Below are 15,701 nucleotides of genomic sequence, written 5' to 3'. Positions count from 1 at the left end.
TGGTGTGTCCTCAGCCCTCGATCGGCCAGTTCAGGACCTCGGAGATACCGCGGCCCATGATCCACTCCAGCTCCTCGGGCGTGAAGTCCCAGTGCTTGGTGAACTGCTCGATCGTGTCGGTGTACGTGATGCCGTGGCCCAGCAGCCGGGTGATGTCGGTGCCGTAGAAGCAGCGCTGCGGCCCCATCTTGTCGACCATCTCGCGCACGTACTTCTGGATGTTGTTGTTGGGGAAGGGCTGCGTCGAGTAGCCCGGGAGCGCCGAGACCTTGACGTAGATGTTCGGGTGGACGGCCAGGTCGGCGGTCTCCGAGACCCAGTATCCGATCGCGTCGTCCACGCAGCGCGCCATGATGCCCATGTGGTCGATGATGATCTTCAGCTCGGGGTGCTTCTCGGCGATCTGGCCGAGCTCGCGCTTCCAGATCGGGGCGTGGACCATGGTGGGGATGCCGAGCTCCTCGGCGACCGGCCAGTACCAGTCGTTGGTGCCGTCGATCATCCAGTTGCGGTCCTGCGGCCGGTGGAAGGTCAGGCGCGTGCCCTTCACATGCGGGTTCTGCGCGAAGTCCTTCAGCATCGCCTTGCCCTCTTCGGGCTTGTTCTGCGGGATGCGGGCCATGATGCCGAAGCGGTCGGGGTGCGCCTCGCAGGCCTCGAGCGCGTAGTCGATACGGTCGCCCTCCCAGGACGGCGGCAGGATCAGCGCGCGGTTCACTCCGGCCTCGTCCATCAGCTCCAGGGCCTCCTCGTAGGAGAAGGGGTCCTCGCGGTGGCCGTTGAGGCGGATCCGCTCCCGGGCGCCGGGGACCCAGGGGCGGTCCGGGGTCTCTTCCAGCCAGATGTGGATCTGCGTGTCGACGACGAACATGTCCCGTACTTCTTTCTCTAGGCAGGGCACGTGGTGGGGCGTTGCGGGGGGAACGCTAGGCGGGCGGAAAGGCCTTGCGGAGCCTCTGGGAGCGCAAGCTGTTCTTGCGTGAATCCGCCCTGTCAGCAGGGCATTCGTTGAATTCAGAGGGGTCGGGATGCGCGGCCGTCTTCGAAGACGGCGGCGACGATGTGTTCGGCGATCGCCATGGAGGCCGTCGCGGCCGGCGAGGGGGCGTTGCGGACGGCGGTGACCCGGCCCATCCGGTGGATGCGGAAGTCGTCCACGAGGGTGCCGTCCCGGTCCAGCGCCTGGGCGCGCACACCGGCGCCGCCGCGTACGACGTCCCGGACGCCGACGCCGGGGACGTACAGCCCGGCGTCCTTCATGAAGGCGGCCGTGGAGAAGGAGCCGCGGTACTCCTTGATGCCCGTACGCCAGTGCTGGGCCGCCATCCGCCAGGCGCCGGGGTAGGCGGCGAGGCCGAGGAGGTCGCGGGGGGAGATCCTGGTCCGGGTGTAGCCCTCGCGGGCGAGGGCCAGGACGGCGTTGGGGCCGACCTCCACCGAGCCGTCGACGCGTGGCGTGAAGTGGACGCCGAGGAACGGGTAGCGCGGGTCCGGCACCGGGTAGATCAGGCCGCGCACCAGGTCCGTCCGTTCCGGCTTGAGCAGCATGTACTCGCCCCGGAACGGGATGATCCGCGGTTCCCGCTCGTCCCGCGCGAGCCGCGCCACGGCGTCGGACTGCAGGCCCGCGCACAGGATCAGCCGGTCGACCCTGACCCTCCCCCAGCCTTCGGCCGGGGGGATCCCCGCCTGCCCGGACGTCACCTCGATGCCGCCTGGGACCTCGGTGACGCCCGTGACGGGGAAGCCGAGCCTCACCTCTCCGCCGGAGTCGACGACGTCCTGGGCGAAGGAGCGGGCGATCGCCGGATAGTCGGTGATCGCGGTGCGCGGGGAGTGCAGGGCCGCGATGCCGCCCGCGTGGGGTTCCAGCTCCCGGATCTCCTCCCGGGAGATCCTGCGCAGGTCGGGCACGTGGTTGTTCCTGGCCCGCTCGTAGAGGCCGTCCATCCGGCCGAGCTCGTCCTCGCGGACGGCCACGACCAGCTTGCCGATCTCCCGGTACGGCAACGCGCGGTCCTGGCAGTACTCCCGCAGCAGGGACACCCCGCGCACGCACAGGTCGGCCTTGAGACTGCCGGGCGTGTAGTAGATCCCGGCGTGGACGACACCCGAGTTGTGGCCGGTCTGGTGGAGCGAGACCTCCCGCTCCTTCTCGAACACCACGACCCGGGTGCCGGGCCGGCGCAGGGCGAGCTCGCGGGCCGTGGCCAGCCCCACGATGCCGGCGCCGACGACACCGATCGTCTCGTCAGCCACGGGCCCGCTCCGGAGCACCGAGGTTGATCGCCACCGTCTTGACGCGGGTGGAGAAGCGCAGCACCTCGTCGCCCTGCTCCTTGTAGGCCGTACCGGAGTCGCGGAAACCGCCGAAGGGCAGATGGACGTCCCAGCCGGTGGTCGTCGTGTTCACGGCGACCTGCCCGCACTCGGCCTCGTCCGCGAAGCGGTGGGCGCTGCCCAGGTCGCGGGTGAAGACGGCGGCGGCGAGCCCGAAGTCGGAGTCGTTGACGGCCTCCACGGCCGCCTCGAACCCGTCGACCGCCCGCAGGGCGAGCACCGGCCCGAAGACCTCCTCCCGCCAGATCGCGGTCCCGGGCGTGACGTCACCGAGGACGGTCGGCTGCACATAGCAGCCGTGCGCGCGCTCGCCCTGCGTGTCGGCCCGCCCGCCGGTGAGGACGGCCGCGCCCTGCTCGACGGCCCGGGCCAGGTCGGCCAGGACGCTGTCGCGCTGCTTCGGGCTCGACAACGGGCACAGCGTCGTCGCCGGGTCACCGCCCGGCCCGATCCTCAGCGCCTCCACCTCGGCGACGAGCAGCCGGGTGAACTCCGCGTACACCGCCTCCTCGACGATCACCCGGCTGGTGGCGGTGCACCGCTGGCCCGCCTGCCCGAACGAGGCCGCCACGACGGCCTTGGCGGCGGCCGGCAGATCGGCGTCCCGCAGGACGACGGAGGCGTTCTTGCCGCCCAGCTCGCCCTGGAAGCGGACGTTGCGGTCGGCGAGCCGGCGGCGGATGCGGCCTCCGACCGCGTTGGAGCCGGTGAAGGTGATGCCGGCGATCCGCGGGTCGTCGAGGAGGGCCTCCTCGATCTCGGCGGTGCGGCCGGTGACGACGTTGAGGACACCGGCCGGGAGTCCGGCGTCGTGCAGGGCCCGGGCGAAGTGCAGGCCCGAGCCGGGGGTCTCGGTGGCCGGCTTGAACACGGCCGTGTTGCCGGCCGCGAGGAGCGGGGCGAGCTTGCGCGCCGGGGTGATCAGCGGGTCGTTCCAGGGGCTGATCACCAGGATCACCCCGATCGGCTCGCGCTGGGTGTGCGTACGGTGGTGCGGGCGTACGTCGTGCAGGAGGGTGCCGTAGCCCTGGCGGGCGAGACCCGCGTAGTACTCCAGGAAGTCGGCGGCCTTGAGGGTCTCGCCGGTCGCCTCCGCGAGGGTCTTGCCGTTCTCGGCGGTGACGTCGGCGGCGATCTCCTCCACCCGCTCGCGGATCAGCCGGGCCGCGTCGGTGAAGACCCGGGCCCGCTCGAAGGGGCTGGTGCGCCTCCAGCCGGCGAAGGCGCGTTCGGCGTGGTCGTAGGCCCGGGTGACGTCCTTGGCGGCGAGGGCGGGGACACGGGCGATGGGGGCCCGGACGTCGGCCGGATCGTGGACGTCGATCCACTCACCGGTCGTCACCCACTCCCCGCCAAAGAGGGTTTCGAGAGTACGCATACGGTTCACAACACCTCACTGGGCAGGGTGGGACCAGCCCCGGGGCGGCACACATTGGTTGCGCTCCACGGGCGCCGCCCATCAGGGGATTCGTGCTGCAATCGGCAGGCCCAAGGACTGGACCCGCTGAGGAGAGAGCACGACATGGCCTATGCAGTCATCGCCCGCTACCACTGCACCGCCGAGGACGAGGCGATCGTGCGCGCCGCGCTGCTGAAGACGCGCGAGCACACCCGCGCCGAGCCCGCGAACGAGGTGTACGAGGTGCACGCCGTGGCGGACGAGCCGGGCGGCTTCCTGCTGTACGAGCGGTACGCCGACCGGGCCGGGTTCGAGGCGCACAAGGCGGCCGAGCACTTCCGGGAGCTGATCACGGAGACGGTGTGGCCGCTGCTGACGGACCGGTCGGTGACGTTCGCCGAAGTGCTCTGAGACGGAAGGGGCCGGGTTCGCACCCGGCCCCTTTCTTCTTTTCAGAACTCGTTGCCCCAGCAGTACCGGGCGAGGGTCTCCACCAGGACCAGCTTCCTGCGCTGGTCCTCCGCGCTCAGCAGGGGCCGGCTCGCCACGTCGGCGAACCCCCGGGACGGCGACACCGCCGCGTCCTCCAGGTCCTTGAACTCGCCGACCGCGTCGATGCGGGCCATCACGGTGTCGATGTCCTCCAGCGCCGGCACGGTCGCGTCGACCACGCCCAGGCAGACGTCCCGGTCCTCCGGGAGCGCCCTGACGAGGTCCAGTTCGGCCGGGGTGCCCTGGTCGAAGGGGAGGATCCAGCGGTCGGCGCCGACCGTGCCGTACAGCAGCTCCGCCCTGGCCCGGTCCACCTCGGCGGGTGCCCGCCAGCCGGGCGAGACACCGATCCGGACGCCCTCGGGGCGCTCGTCCAGCCGTACCGCCAAGGCGTCCACGGCGAGCGCGTCCTCGAAGGACAGCGCACCCGGGGCGCCCGGATCGGTGCCCAACTGCCCGATCAGCAGAGGGTTGTTGAGCTGGATCAGGCGGACGCCCCGGGACACCAGCAGGGCGATCTCCGCCTGGATGATCTCCGCGAGCGCCTCGCCGAGCTCACGGGCCGACGGCACGCCCGGGCCCGGCCGGAAGGTCGTCGCGGCGAGGTACGCCGGCGAGGGCAGCGACGCCTTCGGGGCGATGACCGTCAGCTCGGCGAGCCGGGCCGCCCGGTCGGCGAGCAGCGGGCCGTCGGCCTTGGGGAGGGACTCCGCCACCCAGACGGCCAGCCCGTCCGCGTCCGTCTCCCCGGTACGGCGGAATCCGGACACCGCGTCGAGGACGGCGCTGCGGAAGTCCTCGCGCGGGAAGTCGCCGTCGGTGACGACGGTGGAGCGCAGCTTGCGCTGGTAGGCCACCGCCTCCCGGACCGCCTCCTCGACGGAGGCGGGGTCCCCGGTCGAGAGGCCGGCCGGGCGGACCAGGCTGCCGTGGTGGTCGATGCGGTAGTTGAAGGTGTCGGCCATGGGTCACGCGTCCTTTCCGGCCCCGGCCGGACCACCGGCGACGCCCCAGGCGGCGAACTCCAGCTCGTAGCCGAGGGAGGCGAGGACCTCGTCGGCGATCTGCTGGTCCTCCTCCGCGGTGCCGCCGGCGATGCCGAGGCCGCCGATGATCTCGCCGTCCTTCTTGATGGTGACGCTGCCCTCGGTGGCCATGATCGGCAGGGCCGCGCCGGGGAGCTGGGAGAGCTGGGAGAAGAAGACGGGCTGGCTCTCCTGCCACTTCTTCAGCATCTTGCCGGGCCGCTGCATGACGGCCGCGGTGTACGCCTTGGCGCGGGCGATGTCCGGGGTGAGGGGGCGGGCGCCGTCGGGGCGGCGGATGGCGACGGGGAAGCCGCCGGCGTCGACGACGGCGACGCTCACCGCCTTCCCGATCGCCTGGGCCCGCTTGTGCGCGGCGTCGATGATCTCCTCGGCGGCGGCCAGGGTCAGGCTGCTCATACTGCTTCCTTCTGTGCGGTGAGGGTGCGGCGCAGCTGGGCGATCGCCGCGTTGTACGGGCCCGGCGTCTCCCAGTACATGGAGTGCGGGGCGCCCGGGACGATCTCCAGGTGCGAGCCGGGGAGCAGTTCGTGGGCGCGGGCGACGGTCTTGACGCTCAGCACGGCGTCCTTCTCTCCCGCGAGGAAGGCGACCTTGACGCCGGAGGCCTCGATCTCCTCCAGGGAGGGGCCGTTGGTGTCGAGATTGCGCAGGTCCTGCATCTTGGCGACGTTGAAGGTGCCCATCTGCTGGAACAGGAAGGTGAGGTCGGCGCGCTCCCGCTGGAACGGCTTGGTCAACAGACGGTCGATGACCGGGAGTTTGACGGCCTCGGCGCGGTCGGCGGCGGCCAGCTCCCTCAGCTCCGGGTGGCTGATGCCGCCCAGGGAGTGGCCGAGGACGACCGAGGAGACCCGCTCGGGGCGCAGCAGGCCGGCGCGCAGGGCGGCGAGCGAGCCGATGGACTGACCGACGAGCATGACGTCGGTCAGGTCCTCCTGGTCGAGGACGGCGACGACGTCTCCGGGGAAGTCCTGGCCGTCGAACTCCGCCATGGACGAGTCGGAGTTGCCGAAGCCGCGCAGGTCGATGGTGACGACCGTGAACTCGTCGCGCAGTGCGGCCACTTGCTGCCACCAGGCGGCGTGATGGCCGCCGCTGCCGTGCACGAACAGGATCGCCGGACCGCTGCCGTGACGCTCGTAGTAGAGGGAGGTGCCGTCGGAGTCGGCAATGGGCATGGGGATGAACTCCTCAGCGACGACGGTCAGTTGGGGCGCCTGGCGTGGTACACGAGCTCGATCATGGTGTGGTCGGGATCGTGGATGTAGCAGAACTTGGACTGGTTCTCGGGGCGCTGGATCGGGCGGGTGTGCCGGATGCCCAGCTCCTTGAGGTGCTCCAGGAAGTCGTCCCAGTCGTCGACCTCGACGGCGAAGTGATAGGGCGCCATGCGCTCCATCTCCTCGACGGGGGTGAAGTGCAGGTCGAAGTTGCCCCGGGTCATCAGCACCACGCGGGTGTTGGACTTGGGCGTGATGCGCTTCATCCCGAAGACCTTGGCGTACCAGGCGGCCGTGCGGTCGGGGTCGGTGGTGGGGAAGTTGACGTGGTGGATGTAGCGGGGTTCCCTGCTCATGACGGGTGATTCCCTTCGAGATGTACGGGGTTGGACAGCACACCGATGCCGCTGATCTCGACCTCCACGGTGTCGCCCGGCTCCAGCTGGCAGGTGGACTCGGCGCCCATCCACAGCACGTCCCCGGGCTGCAGGGTGATGTGCCTGCTGATCGCGACGAGGTGGTCGAAGGGGTCGAAGACCATGTCGCCGGTGGGGAAGGAGGACCGCTCCTCGCCGTTGACCCGCAAGGTGGTCGTCTGGGCCAGGGCGTCGACGTCGGTCTCGATCCACGGCCCCATGGGCTTGAAGGTGTCGCTGTTCTTGCTGCGCCAGAACGTGCGGTCCTGGTGCTGCCAGGTGCGGGCGCTGACGTCGTTGCCGATGGTCCAGCCGAAGACGGACGCGTACGCCTCCTCGCGCGTGGCGTGCCGCAGGGGGCGGCCGATGACGGCGACGAGCTCCGGCTCGGCCTCGAACCTGCCCTCGACCTCCGCCGGCTTCACGATCGGCGAGAGATGGCCGGTCAGCGCGTTGTTGGCGCGGTAGCCGACCTCGGGCCGGTCCGGGACCGGGGCGCCGGCGTGGGCGATGTGGCGGGGGTAGTTCATGCCGACGGCGTAGAACACGGGCGGGATCACGGGCGGGAGCCAGACGGCCGTGTCGCGCTGGACGGTGCCGATGACATGAGGGTCTCCCCCGATCGGCGAGCCCGACAGCAGTTCCACGTCCGTCTCCCGCACCCGGCCCCACACCGCCCGGCCGCCGACCCGGACACGCGCGTACCTCATGGCGCCAGCAGGTGGGAGACGCGCTTGGTGACCAGGTAGGCGTCCAGCGCCTCCGGCCCGCCCTCCCGGCCGTAGCCGCTGTCCTTGACGCCGCCGGAGGGGGCCTCGTGGACCGAGCCGCCGCAGTGGTTGAGCGACAGGATCCCGGCCTCCAGCTCGTCCGACAGCTTCTCGGCGGTCGCGGCGGAGCCGGTGAAGCCGTAGGCGGCCAGTCCGTAGGGCAGCGCGTTGGCGACGGCGAGGGCCTCGTCGAGGTCGGTGAACGGAACGATCGGCGCGATCGGCCCGAACGGCTCCTCGCTCAGCAGCTCCGCGTCCTCGGGTACGTCGGTCAGGACCGTCGGCGCGAAGAAGTAGCCGGGGCGGTCGAGCCGCTCGCCGCCGGTGAGGATCTTGGCGCCGCGGGCGACCGCGTCGGCGGTGAGGCGTTCCAGGGACCTGAGCCGGCGCTCGTTGGCGAGGGGGCCCATGGTGGTGCCCCCGTCGAGCCCGTCGCCGACGACGACCGCCTCGGCGGCCTTCACGAACTCGGCGGTGAACTCCTCCACCAGGCCCTCGTGGACGAGGAAGCGGCTCGGCGAGGTGCAGACCTGACCGGCGTTGGCGAACTTCGCCCGGGCGGCCCTGCGGGCGGCCTTCACGGGGTCGGCGTCCGCGCAGACGATCACCGGGGCGTGGCCGCCCAGCTCCATCAGGGACGGCTTCATGACCTCGCCGGCCTGGGCAGCGAGCAGCTTGCCGACGGGGACCGAGCCGGTGAAGGCGACCAGCCGGGTGACCGGCGAGGAGATCAGGTGGGCGGAGACCTCGGCGGGCTCGCCAAAGACGAGGTTGAGGACCCCGGCGGGCAGACCGGCGTCGGCGTAGCACCGGACCAGTTCGATGGCTGTGGCGGGGGTCTCCTCGGAGGCCTTGATGACGAGGGAGCAGCCGGCCGACAGCGCGGAGGAGATCTTGCGGTTGGGGCCGCCCACGGGGAAGTTCCACGGGACGAAGGCGGCGACGGGGCCGATGGGCTCGCGTCGTACGGTGAGCACGGTGCCGGGGGCGGACGGGATGATGCGGCCGTAGGCGCGGCGGGCGTCGTCGGCGTGCCAGCGCAGGGTCTCGGCGGTGCGGCGGGCCTCACCGGTGGACTCGGCGAGCGGCTTGCCCTGTTCCAGGGTGCTGACCCGGCCGATCCCGGCGGCCCGCTCGGCGATCAGGTCGGCGGCGGCGTGCAGGATCGCGGTGCGCCGGGCGACGGGCGTCGCGCGCCAGACGCGGAAGCCCTCCTCGGCGGCGGCCAGGGCGCGGTCCAGGTCGGCGGCCGTGGCCAGGGGTACCTCTCCGATCACCTCCTCGGTGGCCGGGTTCACGATCGGGGCGGTGGTGCCGGTTCCGCCCTGGCACCACTCGCCCGCGATGTACATGCGGACGGCGGGGTAGCCGTGGTCGGTGGTCATGGATGCGTGCCTCTCAGGCGGGGGTGTCCTGGTCGCGGTTGGTGCGCAGGGCCCAGATGTGGTGCGGCGGGGTCGTCTCGTGGACGCGGGTCTCGTAGGAGTCGTCCACGCGGTCCATGTCGGCGGCGTACTCGACGCGGCCCCCGCACGGGGCGTGCAGGAAGCGGAAGACGTTGGAGCCGACGGTGTGCCGGCCGAGCCGGCGGGCCTCCCGCCAGCCCTTCTCGATCATGTGGTTGCCGCCCTCGATGACGTCGTCGAAGCCGGGCACCTCGTAGGCGATGTGGTTGACGCCGACGCGGTCGGGGCGGTGGCACAGCAGCATGGTGTGCTGGTCGTCGTCGCCCGGGGCCTGCATGAACACGCCCATCGGCTCGACGATGTCGGTGGGGCGGAAGCCGAGGAGGCCGGTGTAGAAGGCGACGGCCTCGTCCTTGCCCTCCTTGGCGATGTTCAGCGCCACATGGCACATCCGCAGCGGGTACGCGCGCGTGAGCGGCTGAAGCGCGGTGTTCCAGCGGTTGACGCTGCCCGGCGCGTTGGCGGGCCGCGGCTCCACGGCCGTCTTCCTCGGCCGGGCGAGGGTGAGGCCGACGCCGAAGCCGCTGAGGTCGACGGTGTGGAAGACGCCGTCGGCGCTCTCGCGCACGGGGTGGCCCTCCCGGGCGACCGCGGTCACCAGCCGCTGGAGCTCCTCGCCGGTGTCGACGCCCCAGACGACCTCCCGCAGCGTGGGCCCGTCCTCGACGGGGGCGGGCAGCAGCGGGCTCGGATCGGTGTCGAGGTGCAGCGTCTGCCCGGTGAGCGTCTCGAACACCGCGTGTTCGCCGGTCCGCTCCACCAGGAACAGTCCGAAGTCGTCGAAGAAGCGGACGCAGGCGTCGAGGTCGTCGATGCCGTAGGTGACCGATTCGATTCTCTGGATTCCCATGGATTCCTCGTTTCCGGGTCGCCTGGCGAGCGTAGATTCGGGGTCGCCGGGCCTCAATGGCCCGAGCTCTACGGAATGCGCAACCCTTTGTTGCGCCGCCCGCGCCGGCTATCGGATGGCCGGAATCGGGTTCTGCGAGAACCACTCGGAGAGAAAGTCCAGGAACACGCTGATCTTGCGCGGGGTGTCCTGTCCGGGGCCGTAGATCGCGTACAGCGGGCGGTCGGGTACGGCGAGTTCCGGCAGCAGCACCTGGAGGGCGCCGGAGACGAGGTCGTCGTAGGCCGGGCGCTGCGGGAGGAGGGCGATGCCGCGGCCGTGCACGGCGGCCTTCTGCAGCGCCAGGTAGGAGTTGGACGAGAACGCGATGTTACGGATCTTGTGCAGGGTGCTGGCGTGACCGTGGCCGATGCGCCACACGGGGTCGTTGACGTGCACCAGGCAGTCGTGGTGGGCGACGTCGTTGGGGTGCTCCAGCGTCCCGCGGCGCTTGATGTAGTCCTCCGCGGCGCACAGGACGAACGGCAGCGAGGAGATCTTCTTCAGGCGTACGGAGGAATCCCTGAGATCCCTCGTATGGAACGCGACGTCGAATCCGCTGTCCAGGAAATCGTAGGTGCGGTCGGACATACCGCCGAGTTCGAAACGGACCTGGATTTTCGGATGGGCCGCGGAAAAGGCGGCGATGGCGTCACCGAGATCCAGGCTTCCTATCCATTTCGGACAGATGATGCTGAGGGTGCCCTCGGCCCGGTCGTGCGAGTCGGCGAGTGCCGCATCCTGGGCCTCGATCTCGTCCAGGATGCGGGCGGCGAATTCCGCGTACCGCTGCCCCGGTTCGGTGAGGCTCACCGAGCGGGCCGTACGATTGACGAGGCGGACCCCCACCTGTCGTTCCAGTTCGGCCACGTGTCGTGAGACCAGTGATCCGGAGGAGCCGAGTTTCTTGGCGGCTCCGTTGAAGCTTCCGGCCTGAGCGACAGTGACGAAGCTGTGCATCAGCAGCAAGCGGTCCATGCGTCCTTCTTACTTCGGGCAGTACTGAGGGGCTTCGCCCACGTTGTCCTTGGTCACCAACACAAGAGGAATGTTGGCAATTTTGTCAACCTTCTTGTTACCCAGAAGACCCACGGCGTTCTTGACAGCGGTCTCGCCGATCAGCTTCGCCGAGTTCGCCACGGTGGCCGAGAACTCGCCGCTCTTGACCGCGGCCAGCCCCTCGTCGGTGCCGTTCACCGTGACGATCTTCACGTCGTCGGCACCGGCCGCGTCGAACGCCTTGCGCACGGCGAAGGCCATCTCCTCGTTGGCGACGAAGGCGTAGTCGAGGTCGGGATTGGCCTGGATCATGTTCTCGGCCACGTCCTGGGCCTTCGCCGGGTTGAACATGCCGGGCTGGTTGGCGACCACCTTGGCGTTGGCCGGCAGGGCGTCCTGGAAACCGCCCACGAGGAGGTCCGAGGCAGCGCCCGGCGCACCGGCGACGATCCCGACCCGCACGTCCTTGCCGGCCGCGTCCTCGCCGATCCAGCCGGCGTCCTCGGCGCCGACCTTCTTCAGGTCGACGACGGCCGCCCCGAGGATGTCGCTGACGTCACTGGTGGCCACGGAGGTGAGGTAGATCGGCACACCGGCGGCCTTGGCCTTGGCTATGTCGCCCTTCAGGGAGTCGACGTTGACCGTCTGCACGATCAACGCGCTCACGTTCCGGGAGATCATGTCCTCGATGTTGGACAGCTCGGTCCCGGCGTTCTGGTGGGAGTTGGCCGTGTAGACCTTCGCCCCCTCCGTCTTCGCCCGGCCCTCGACGGCCTTCTGCAGACAGCTGTGGAAGTTGGTGTCGCCGCCGTTGACGAAGCCGAGGGAGACACTGTCGGAGCTGCCGGCGTCGTCGCCCTTGCCGCATCCGGTCAGCACCAGGGCGGAACCGGCGACGGTGGCGAACAGCGCTCTGCGCGAGCGGGCGGAAAGTCTCAGGGTGGACCTCAGGGTGGACTGCATGGTGGACCGCCTTTCAGAACATGACGTGGGTAGAGGGGAGTTCAGTGGCCCGAGGCGCCCGAGCGCGCCTTGTGCATCTCGTTGGCGACGGCCGCGACGAGCAGGACGGCGCCGACGGACACCGGCTGGTAGTTGCTGGAGAAGTCCAGGAGATTGAGGGCGTTGGCCACCACGCCGAGCAGGACCAGACCGAGGGCGGTGCCGACGACCGTGCCGTGGCCGCCCGCGAGCGAGGTGCCGCCGATGACCACCGCGGCTACCACGGCCAGCTGGAGCGAGAGTCCCGCGGTGCCGCCGGGGCTGGAGGAGCCGAGCCGGGACAGGATCATCAGGCCGGCCAGGCCCGAGAGGGTGCCGGTGAGGCCGTACAGGGTGAGCTTGCGGGCGGTGACGTTGATGCCGCTGAGCCGGGCCACGTGCTCGTTGCCGCCGATCGCGAAGGCGTCGCGGCCGAACACCGTGAACCGCATGACCAGTGCCGTGGCGACCAGCACCAGGACCGCCACCAGCAGCAGGTAGGGCACGCCGAGCACCTTGTCGTTGCCGAGGGCGAACATCCGGGTGCCGATGGAGATGGTGGAGCCGTCGTGCACCAGGAGCGCCACGCCGTCGAGCAGCGTCGCCGAGGCCAGCGTCACCACGAACGGCGCCACGTTGGTGAAGGTCACCACGAGCCCGTTGACCAGCCCGATCGCCGTACCGAGCAGCAGCGCGACGACGACGGCGTATCCCGTGGGCTGTCCGCCGGCCAGGAGTTTGGCCGAGACGGCGGCCGTGACGGCGACGTTGCTGCCCATGGAGAAGTCCATGCCGCCCGCGGTCATCAGCAGGGTGAGCCCGGCCGCGAGCACGGCGTTGACGCTGACCTGGCTGAGGATGTTCACGATGTTGCGGTCGGTGGCGAACGTCTCGCTCTGCACGGCGGTGAACACCACCACCAGCACGAGGACGGCGATCAGGCCGGCGTGCGGCACCTCGCGCAGCCTGCCCACGGAGAACCGGGACCCGGACGGGCCGGAGACGGGAGCGGGGGCATCGGGAAGTGTCTTGACGCTCACTGCGGTTGTCCTCCGAGGGCCGTGGCGACGAGCTCGTCGCGGGTGATGGCGGTGATGTCGTGCTCGGCGACCACGCGGCCGGCGCTCACGACGACGACCCGGTCGGCCAGGCGCATGACCTCCTCGGCGGAGGAGGAGGCGAGCAGGACGGCCACGCCCCGGGAGGCGAGGTCGTCGAGGAGGGCGTGGATGTCGGCCATCGCCGCGATGTCCACACCGTTGGTGGGGTCCTCCAGGAAGCAGGCGGCCGGCCCGGTCTCCAGCCACTTGCCGAGCAGGACCTTCTGCTGGTTGCCCCCGGACAGCGCGCTCACCGGCGGGTTCCCGGCCAGCGCCCGCACTCCGTAGCTCCGCCGCAACGGGGCGGCGCGCCGGGTGAGTTCGGTACGGCGGTGCAGGCGTCGGCGGGCGAAGCGGTCGTCGGCGAGCATCAGGTTCTCGTCCAGGGACAGGCCCGGGACCAGGCCCAGGGCGCGGCGGTCGCCGGTGACGCAGCGCAGCCCGCTGGCGAGCGAGGCGGGGATGCGGCCGAAGGGCACCTCCCGTCCCTCGACGTGCAGCCGGCCGGCGTCCGGGCGCCGGCGTCCCGACAGCAGGTCGAACAGCCGGGACTGGGCGTCCCCGGCCGGCCCGAGGACGGCGACGATCTCGCCCCTGCGCACCTCGACGGTGAAGTCCCGGATGGCCCGGCCCTGACTCAACCCCCGTACGGCCAGGCCGACTTCGTCCTTCGGCGTGGGGCGTTCGGGGCGGGTGGAGACGACGTCCCGGCCCACCATGGCCCGTACCAGAGCGGTCTCGTCCAGGTCGGCGGCGGGCGCGCTCGTCACGACCCGGCCGTCCCGCAGGACGGTGAGACGGTCGGCGACGGCCATGACCTCGTCGATGTAGTGCGAGATGTAGACGACGGCGACGCCCTCGTCCCGCAGGGTGCGCACCAGGGTGCGGATCCGGTCGGCGTCCCCGGCGCTCAGACACGCGGTCGGCTCGTCCAGGATCAGGACGCGGCCGCCGCGGCGGACCTCGCGGGCCACCTCGACCATGGTCTGCTCGGCGACGGTGAGCGAACCGGCGGTGCGTTCCACGTCGATGGCGATGCCGAGGGCGGCGAGCGCGGCGCGGGACTCTTCCCTGACGGTCCGCCAGCGCACGGCGCGTCCCCGGGTGGGCAGGTCGCCGAGCAGGACGTTCTCGGCGACGGTGAGGCCCATCGCCAGCTCACGGCGCTGCGGCACCGAGGAGATGCCCAGCCTGCGGGCCCTGCGCACGGTCAGCCCGTGCTGCTCCCGCCCGTCGACCTCGATGGTGCCGCCGTCGGCCTGGTGGACCCCGGACAGCACCTGCACCAGCGTCGACTTGCCGGCGCCGTTCATGCCCATCAGGGCGTGGATCTCACCGGGGAACAGATCGAGGTCGACGCCCTTGAGGGCGGCGGCTCCGCCGAAGCTCTTGGTGATGCCCCGGACGCTCAGGACCGGGCTCACGACACCCGTCCGTAGCCGCGGATGTCCGGGAAGGGGGGCTCCTTGTCGGCCTGGAGGTCCACCTGGAAGGTGTTCAGGCACATGCCGAGCATCGTGAAGTTGCCGAGCGCGCCGATGGTGTCGACCAGGCCCTTGGAGCCGAAGTGCGCCAGCGCGGCGGCGAAGGTGTCGTCGCTGACGAAGTGTTCGTCGAGGACTTCCCGGCAGAACCGGTAGAACGCCTGGTCGGCCTCGTCGTCGAAGACCGCCTCGCGCTTCTCGGCGATCGCCTTCACGGCGGCCTCGGGGATGCCGGCCTCGATCGCCTGGTGCACATGGGCGTTCCAGGAGTACTGGGCGTCCCAGTTGCGGGCGGCCATCAGCAGGGTCAGTTCGCGCAGGTGCTTGGGAAGGCTGCAGTCGAAGCGGGCGAAGGCGCCGAGGGACTCGGCCCGCTCGCACATCTCGGGGCTGTGCAGCCAGACCCGGAAGGGACCGCGTACGGCACCACGGCGGCCGGCGATCCGTGCGGCCAGTTCCTGCTGCCGCGCATCCATTTCCTCTTCGCTGAGAACGGGGAGCCTCATCTGGCCGTTACCTGCCTTTTCTTTCCGGCGCATTACGGGCACGGGTCGTGCAGCCGTGCGGTGCCAGGTGAAGGTACAGCCGTGTCCGAGAAGCTCACCCTCCTCGGAATGCAAGGTAAACCTGCACGTTGGAGGCCCCCCATTCGCCGGGAGGCGACCTAACGTCGTGCGACATGACCACCATCATCAAGGCCGCGTCCGTCCCCCTCCTCGACCGTGGCGGCGCGGTCGTGACGACCCCTCTCATCACCACCGTGTCGGCGAACGGGGAGAACCGGATCACCAGCGGGATGAGCGTCTACCCGGTCGGTTCGGGGGCCCCGCTGCACTCCCACAACTGCGACGAGCACGTCACCGTCCTGGAGGGCGAGGCCGAGGTGTGGGTCGACGGCGAGGTGACGAAGCTGGAGCGGTTCGACACCACCTACGTCCCCTCCCCCGTCCCCCACCTGTTCCGCAACATCGGGGACGTCCCGCTGCGCATCCTGTGGGTGTACTCCTCGGGCCATGTGACACGGACGTTCACCGAGACCGGCAGGACGGTGGAGCACCTGTCGGCGGAGGACCAGATGGGGTCCGACGACTGAGAG

At 70.7% G+C, this 15,701-nt stretch carries 17 protein-coding genes; 2 read left to right on the top strand and 15 right to left on the bottom strand.

The window, feature by feature from the left end:
- Positions 1-10: 10 nt before the first annotated feature.
- The 3 genes from ACIRF9_RS07930 to ACIRF9_RS07920 form a co-directional block, all read right to left on the bottom strand.
- Positions 11-871, bottom strand: coding sequence for an amidohydrolase family protein (locus ACIRF9_RS07930; RefSeq protein WP_403818065.1), 861 nt, complete (start codon positions 869-871; stop codon positions 11-13).
- A gap of 143 nt (positions 872-1,014) precedes the next feature.
- On the bottom strand, positions 1,015-2,259 hold the full coding sequence (gene lhgO, locus ACIRF9_RS07925; RefSeq protein WP_403818062.1) for an L-2-hydroxyglutarate oxidase: 1,245 nt from the start codon (positions 2,257-2,259) through the stop codon (positions 1,015-1,017).
- Positions 2,252-3,718 (bottom strand): aldehyde dehydrogenase family protein, encoded by a 1,467-nt coding sequence (locus tag ACIRF9_RS07920; protein WP_403818059.1) that lies wholly within the window; start codon positions 3,716-3,718, stop codon positions 2,252-2,254. Before ACIRF9_RS07920 ends, lhgO begins: the two co-directional genes overlap by 8 nt.
- A gap of 144 nt (positions 3,719-3,862) precedes the next feature.
- Here ACIRF9_RS07920 and ACIRF9_RS07915 point away from each other — a divergent pair, with 144 nt between their 5' ends.
- Positions 3,863-4,150, top strand: coding sequence for a putative quinol monooxygenase (locus tag ACIRF9_RS07915; RefSeq protein WP_403818057.1), 288 nt, complete (start codon positions 3,863-3,865; stop codon positions 4,148-4,150).
- A 41-nt stretch (positions 4,151-4,191) separates the two neighbouring features.
- Here ACIRF9_RS07915 and ACIRF9_RS07910 read toward each other — a convergent pair whose 3' ends face one another.
- The 12 genes from ACIRF9_RS07910 to ACIRF9_RS07855 all read right to left on the bottom strand — a co-directional run bounded on the left by ACIRF9_RS07910 (position 4,192) and on the right by ACIRF9_RS07855 (position 15,081).
- Positions 4,192-5,196, bottom strand: a complete 1,005-nt coding sequence (locus tag ACIRF9_RS07910) for a methionine synthase II (cobalamin-independent)-like protein (RefSeq protein WP_403818054.1) — start codon at positions 5,194-5,196, stop codon at positions 4,192-4,194.
- 3 nt (positions 5,197-5,199) lie between these two features.
- Positions 5,200-5,676, bottom strand: a complete 477-nt coding sequence (locus tag ACIRF9_RS07905; protein ID WP_403818051.1) for a heme-binding protein — start codon at positions 5,674-5,676, stop codon at positions 5,200-5,202.
- Positions 5,673-6,458 (bottom strand): alpha/beta fold hydrolase, encoded by a 786-nt coding sequence (locus ACIRF9_RS07900; protein ID WP_403818048.1) that lies wholly within the window; start codon positions 6,456-6,458, stop codon positions 5,673-5,675. The genes ACIRF9_RS07905 and ACIRF9_RS07900 overlap by 4 nt, the downstream gene beginning before the upstream one ends.
- Positions 6,459-6,484: 26 nt before the next feature.
- Positions 6,485-6,856 carry a VOC family protein gene (locus ACIRF9_RS07895; RefSeq protein ID WP_403818045.1) on the bottom strand — a complete coding sequence of 124 codons (372 nt, stop codon included), beginning with the start codon at positions 6,854-6,856 and terminating at the stop codon, positions 6,485-6,487.
- On the bottom strand, positions 6,853-7,626 hold the full coding sequence (locus ACIRF9_RS07890; RefSeq protein WP_403818042.1) for a fumarylacetoacetate hydrolase family protein: 774 nt from the start codon (positions 7,624-7,626) through the stop codon (positions 6,853-6,855). The genes ACIRF9_RS07895 and ACIRF9_RS07890 overlap by 4 nt, the downstream gene beginning before the upstream one ends.
- Entirely contained in the window at positions 7,623-9,071 is a 1,449-nt protein-coding gene (locus ACIRF9_RS07885; RefSeq protein ID WP_403818039.1) for an NAD-dependent succinate-semialdehyde dehydrogenase, read from the bottom strand. Before ACIRF9_RS07885 ends, ACIRF9_RS07890 begins: the two co-directional genes overlap by 4 nt.
- A 13-nt stretch (positions 9,072-9,084) precedes the next feature.
- Entirely contained in the window at positions 9,085-10,002 is a 918-nt protein-coding gene (locus ACIRF9_RS07880) for a VOC family protein (protein WP_403818036.1), read from the bottom strand.
- Positions 10,003-10,110: 108 nt separating this feature from the next.
- Entirely contained in the window at positions 10,111-11,019 is a 909-nt protein-coding gene (locus tag ACIRF9_RS07875) for a LysR family transcriptional regulator (protein WP_403818034.1), read from the bottom strand.
- A 9-nt stretch (positions 11,020-11,028) separates the two neighbouring features.
- Positions 11,029-12,003 carry a sugar ABC transporter substrate-binding protein gene (locus ACIRF9_RS07870; protein ID WP_403818031.1) on the bottom strand — a complete coding sequence of 325 codons (975 nt, stop codon included), beginning with the start codon at positions 12,001-12,003 and terminating at the stop codon, positions 11,029-11,031.
- Between the two features lie 41 nt (positions 12,004-12,044).
- Positions 12,045-13,061, bottom strand: coding sequence for an ABC transporter permease (locus tag ACIRF9_RS07865; RefSeq protein ID WP_403818028.1), 1,017 nt, complete (start codon positions 13,059-13,061; stop codon positions 12,045-12,047).
- On the bottom strand, positions 13,058-14,545 hold the full coding sequence (locus ACIRF9_RS07860) for a sugar ABC transporter ATP-binding protein (RefSeq protein ID WP_403818025.1): 1,488 nt from the start codon (positions 14,543-14,545) through the stop codon (positions 13,058-13,060). Before ACIRF9_RS07860 ends, ACIRF9_RS07865 begins: the two co-directional genes overlap by 4 nt.
- Entirely contained in the window at positions 14,542-15,081 is a 540-nt protein-coding gene (locus tag ACIRF9_RS07855; protein ID WP_403819007.1) for a carboxymuconolactone decarboxylase family protein, read from the bottom strand. The genes ACIRF9_RS07860 and ACIRF9_RS07855 overlap by 4 nt, the downstream gene beginning before the upstream one ends.
- A gap of 203 nt (positions 15,082-15,284) precedes the next feature.
- On the opposite strand from ACIRF9_RS07855, the gene ACIRF9_RS07850 reads away from it, so the two are divergent.
- The gene (locus ACIRF9_RS07850; protein ID WP_403818022.1) at positions 15,285-15,698 is read left to right on the top strand and encodes a cupin domain-containing protein; all 414 of its coding nucleotides are present in this window, start codon (positions 15,285-15,287) and stop codon (positions 15,696-15,698) included.
- Positions 15,699-15,701 lie beyond the last annotated feature (3 nt).

Source organism: Streptomyces sp. NPDC096132, from assembly GCF_044763345.1.
Taxonomy (GTDB): Bacteria; Actinomycetota; Actinomycetes; order Streptomycetales; family Streptomycetaceae; genus Streptomyces.
This window is presented reverse-complemented; position numbering and strand designations above follow the sequence as displayed.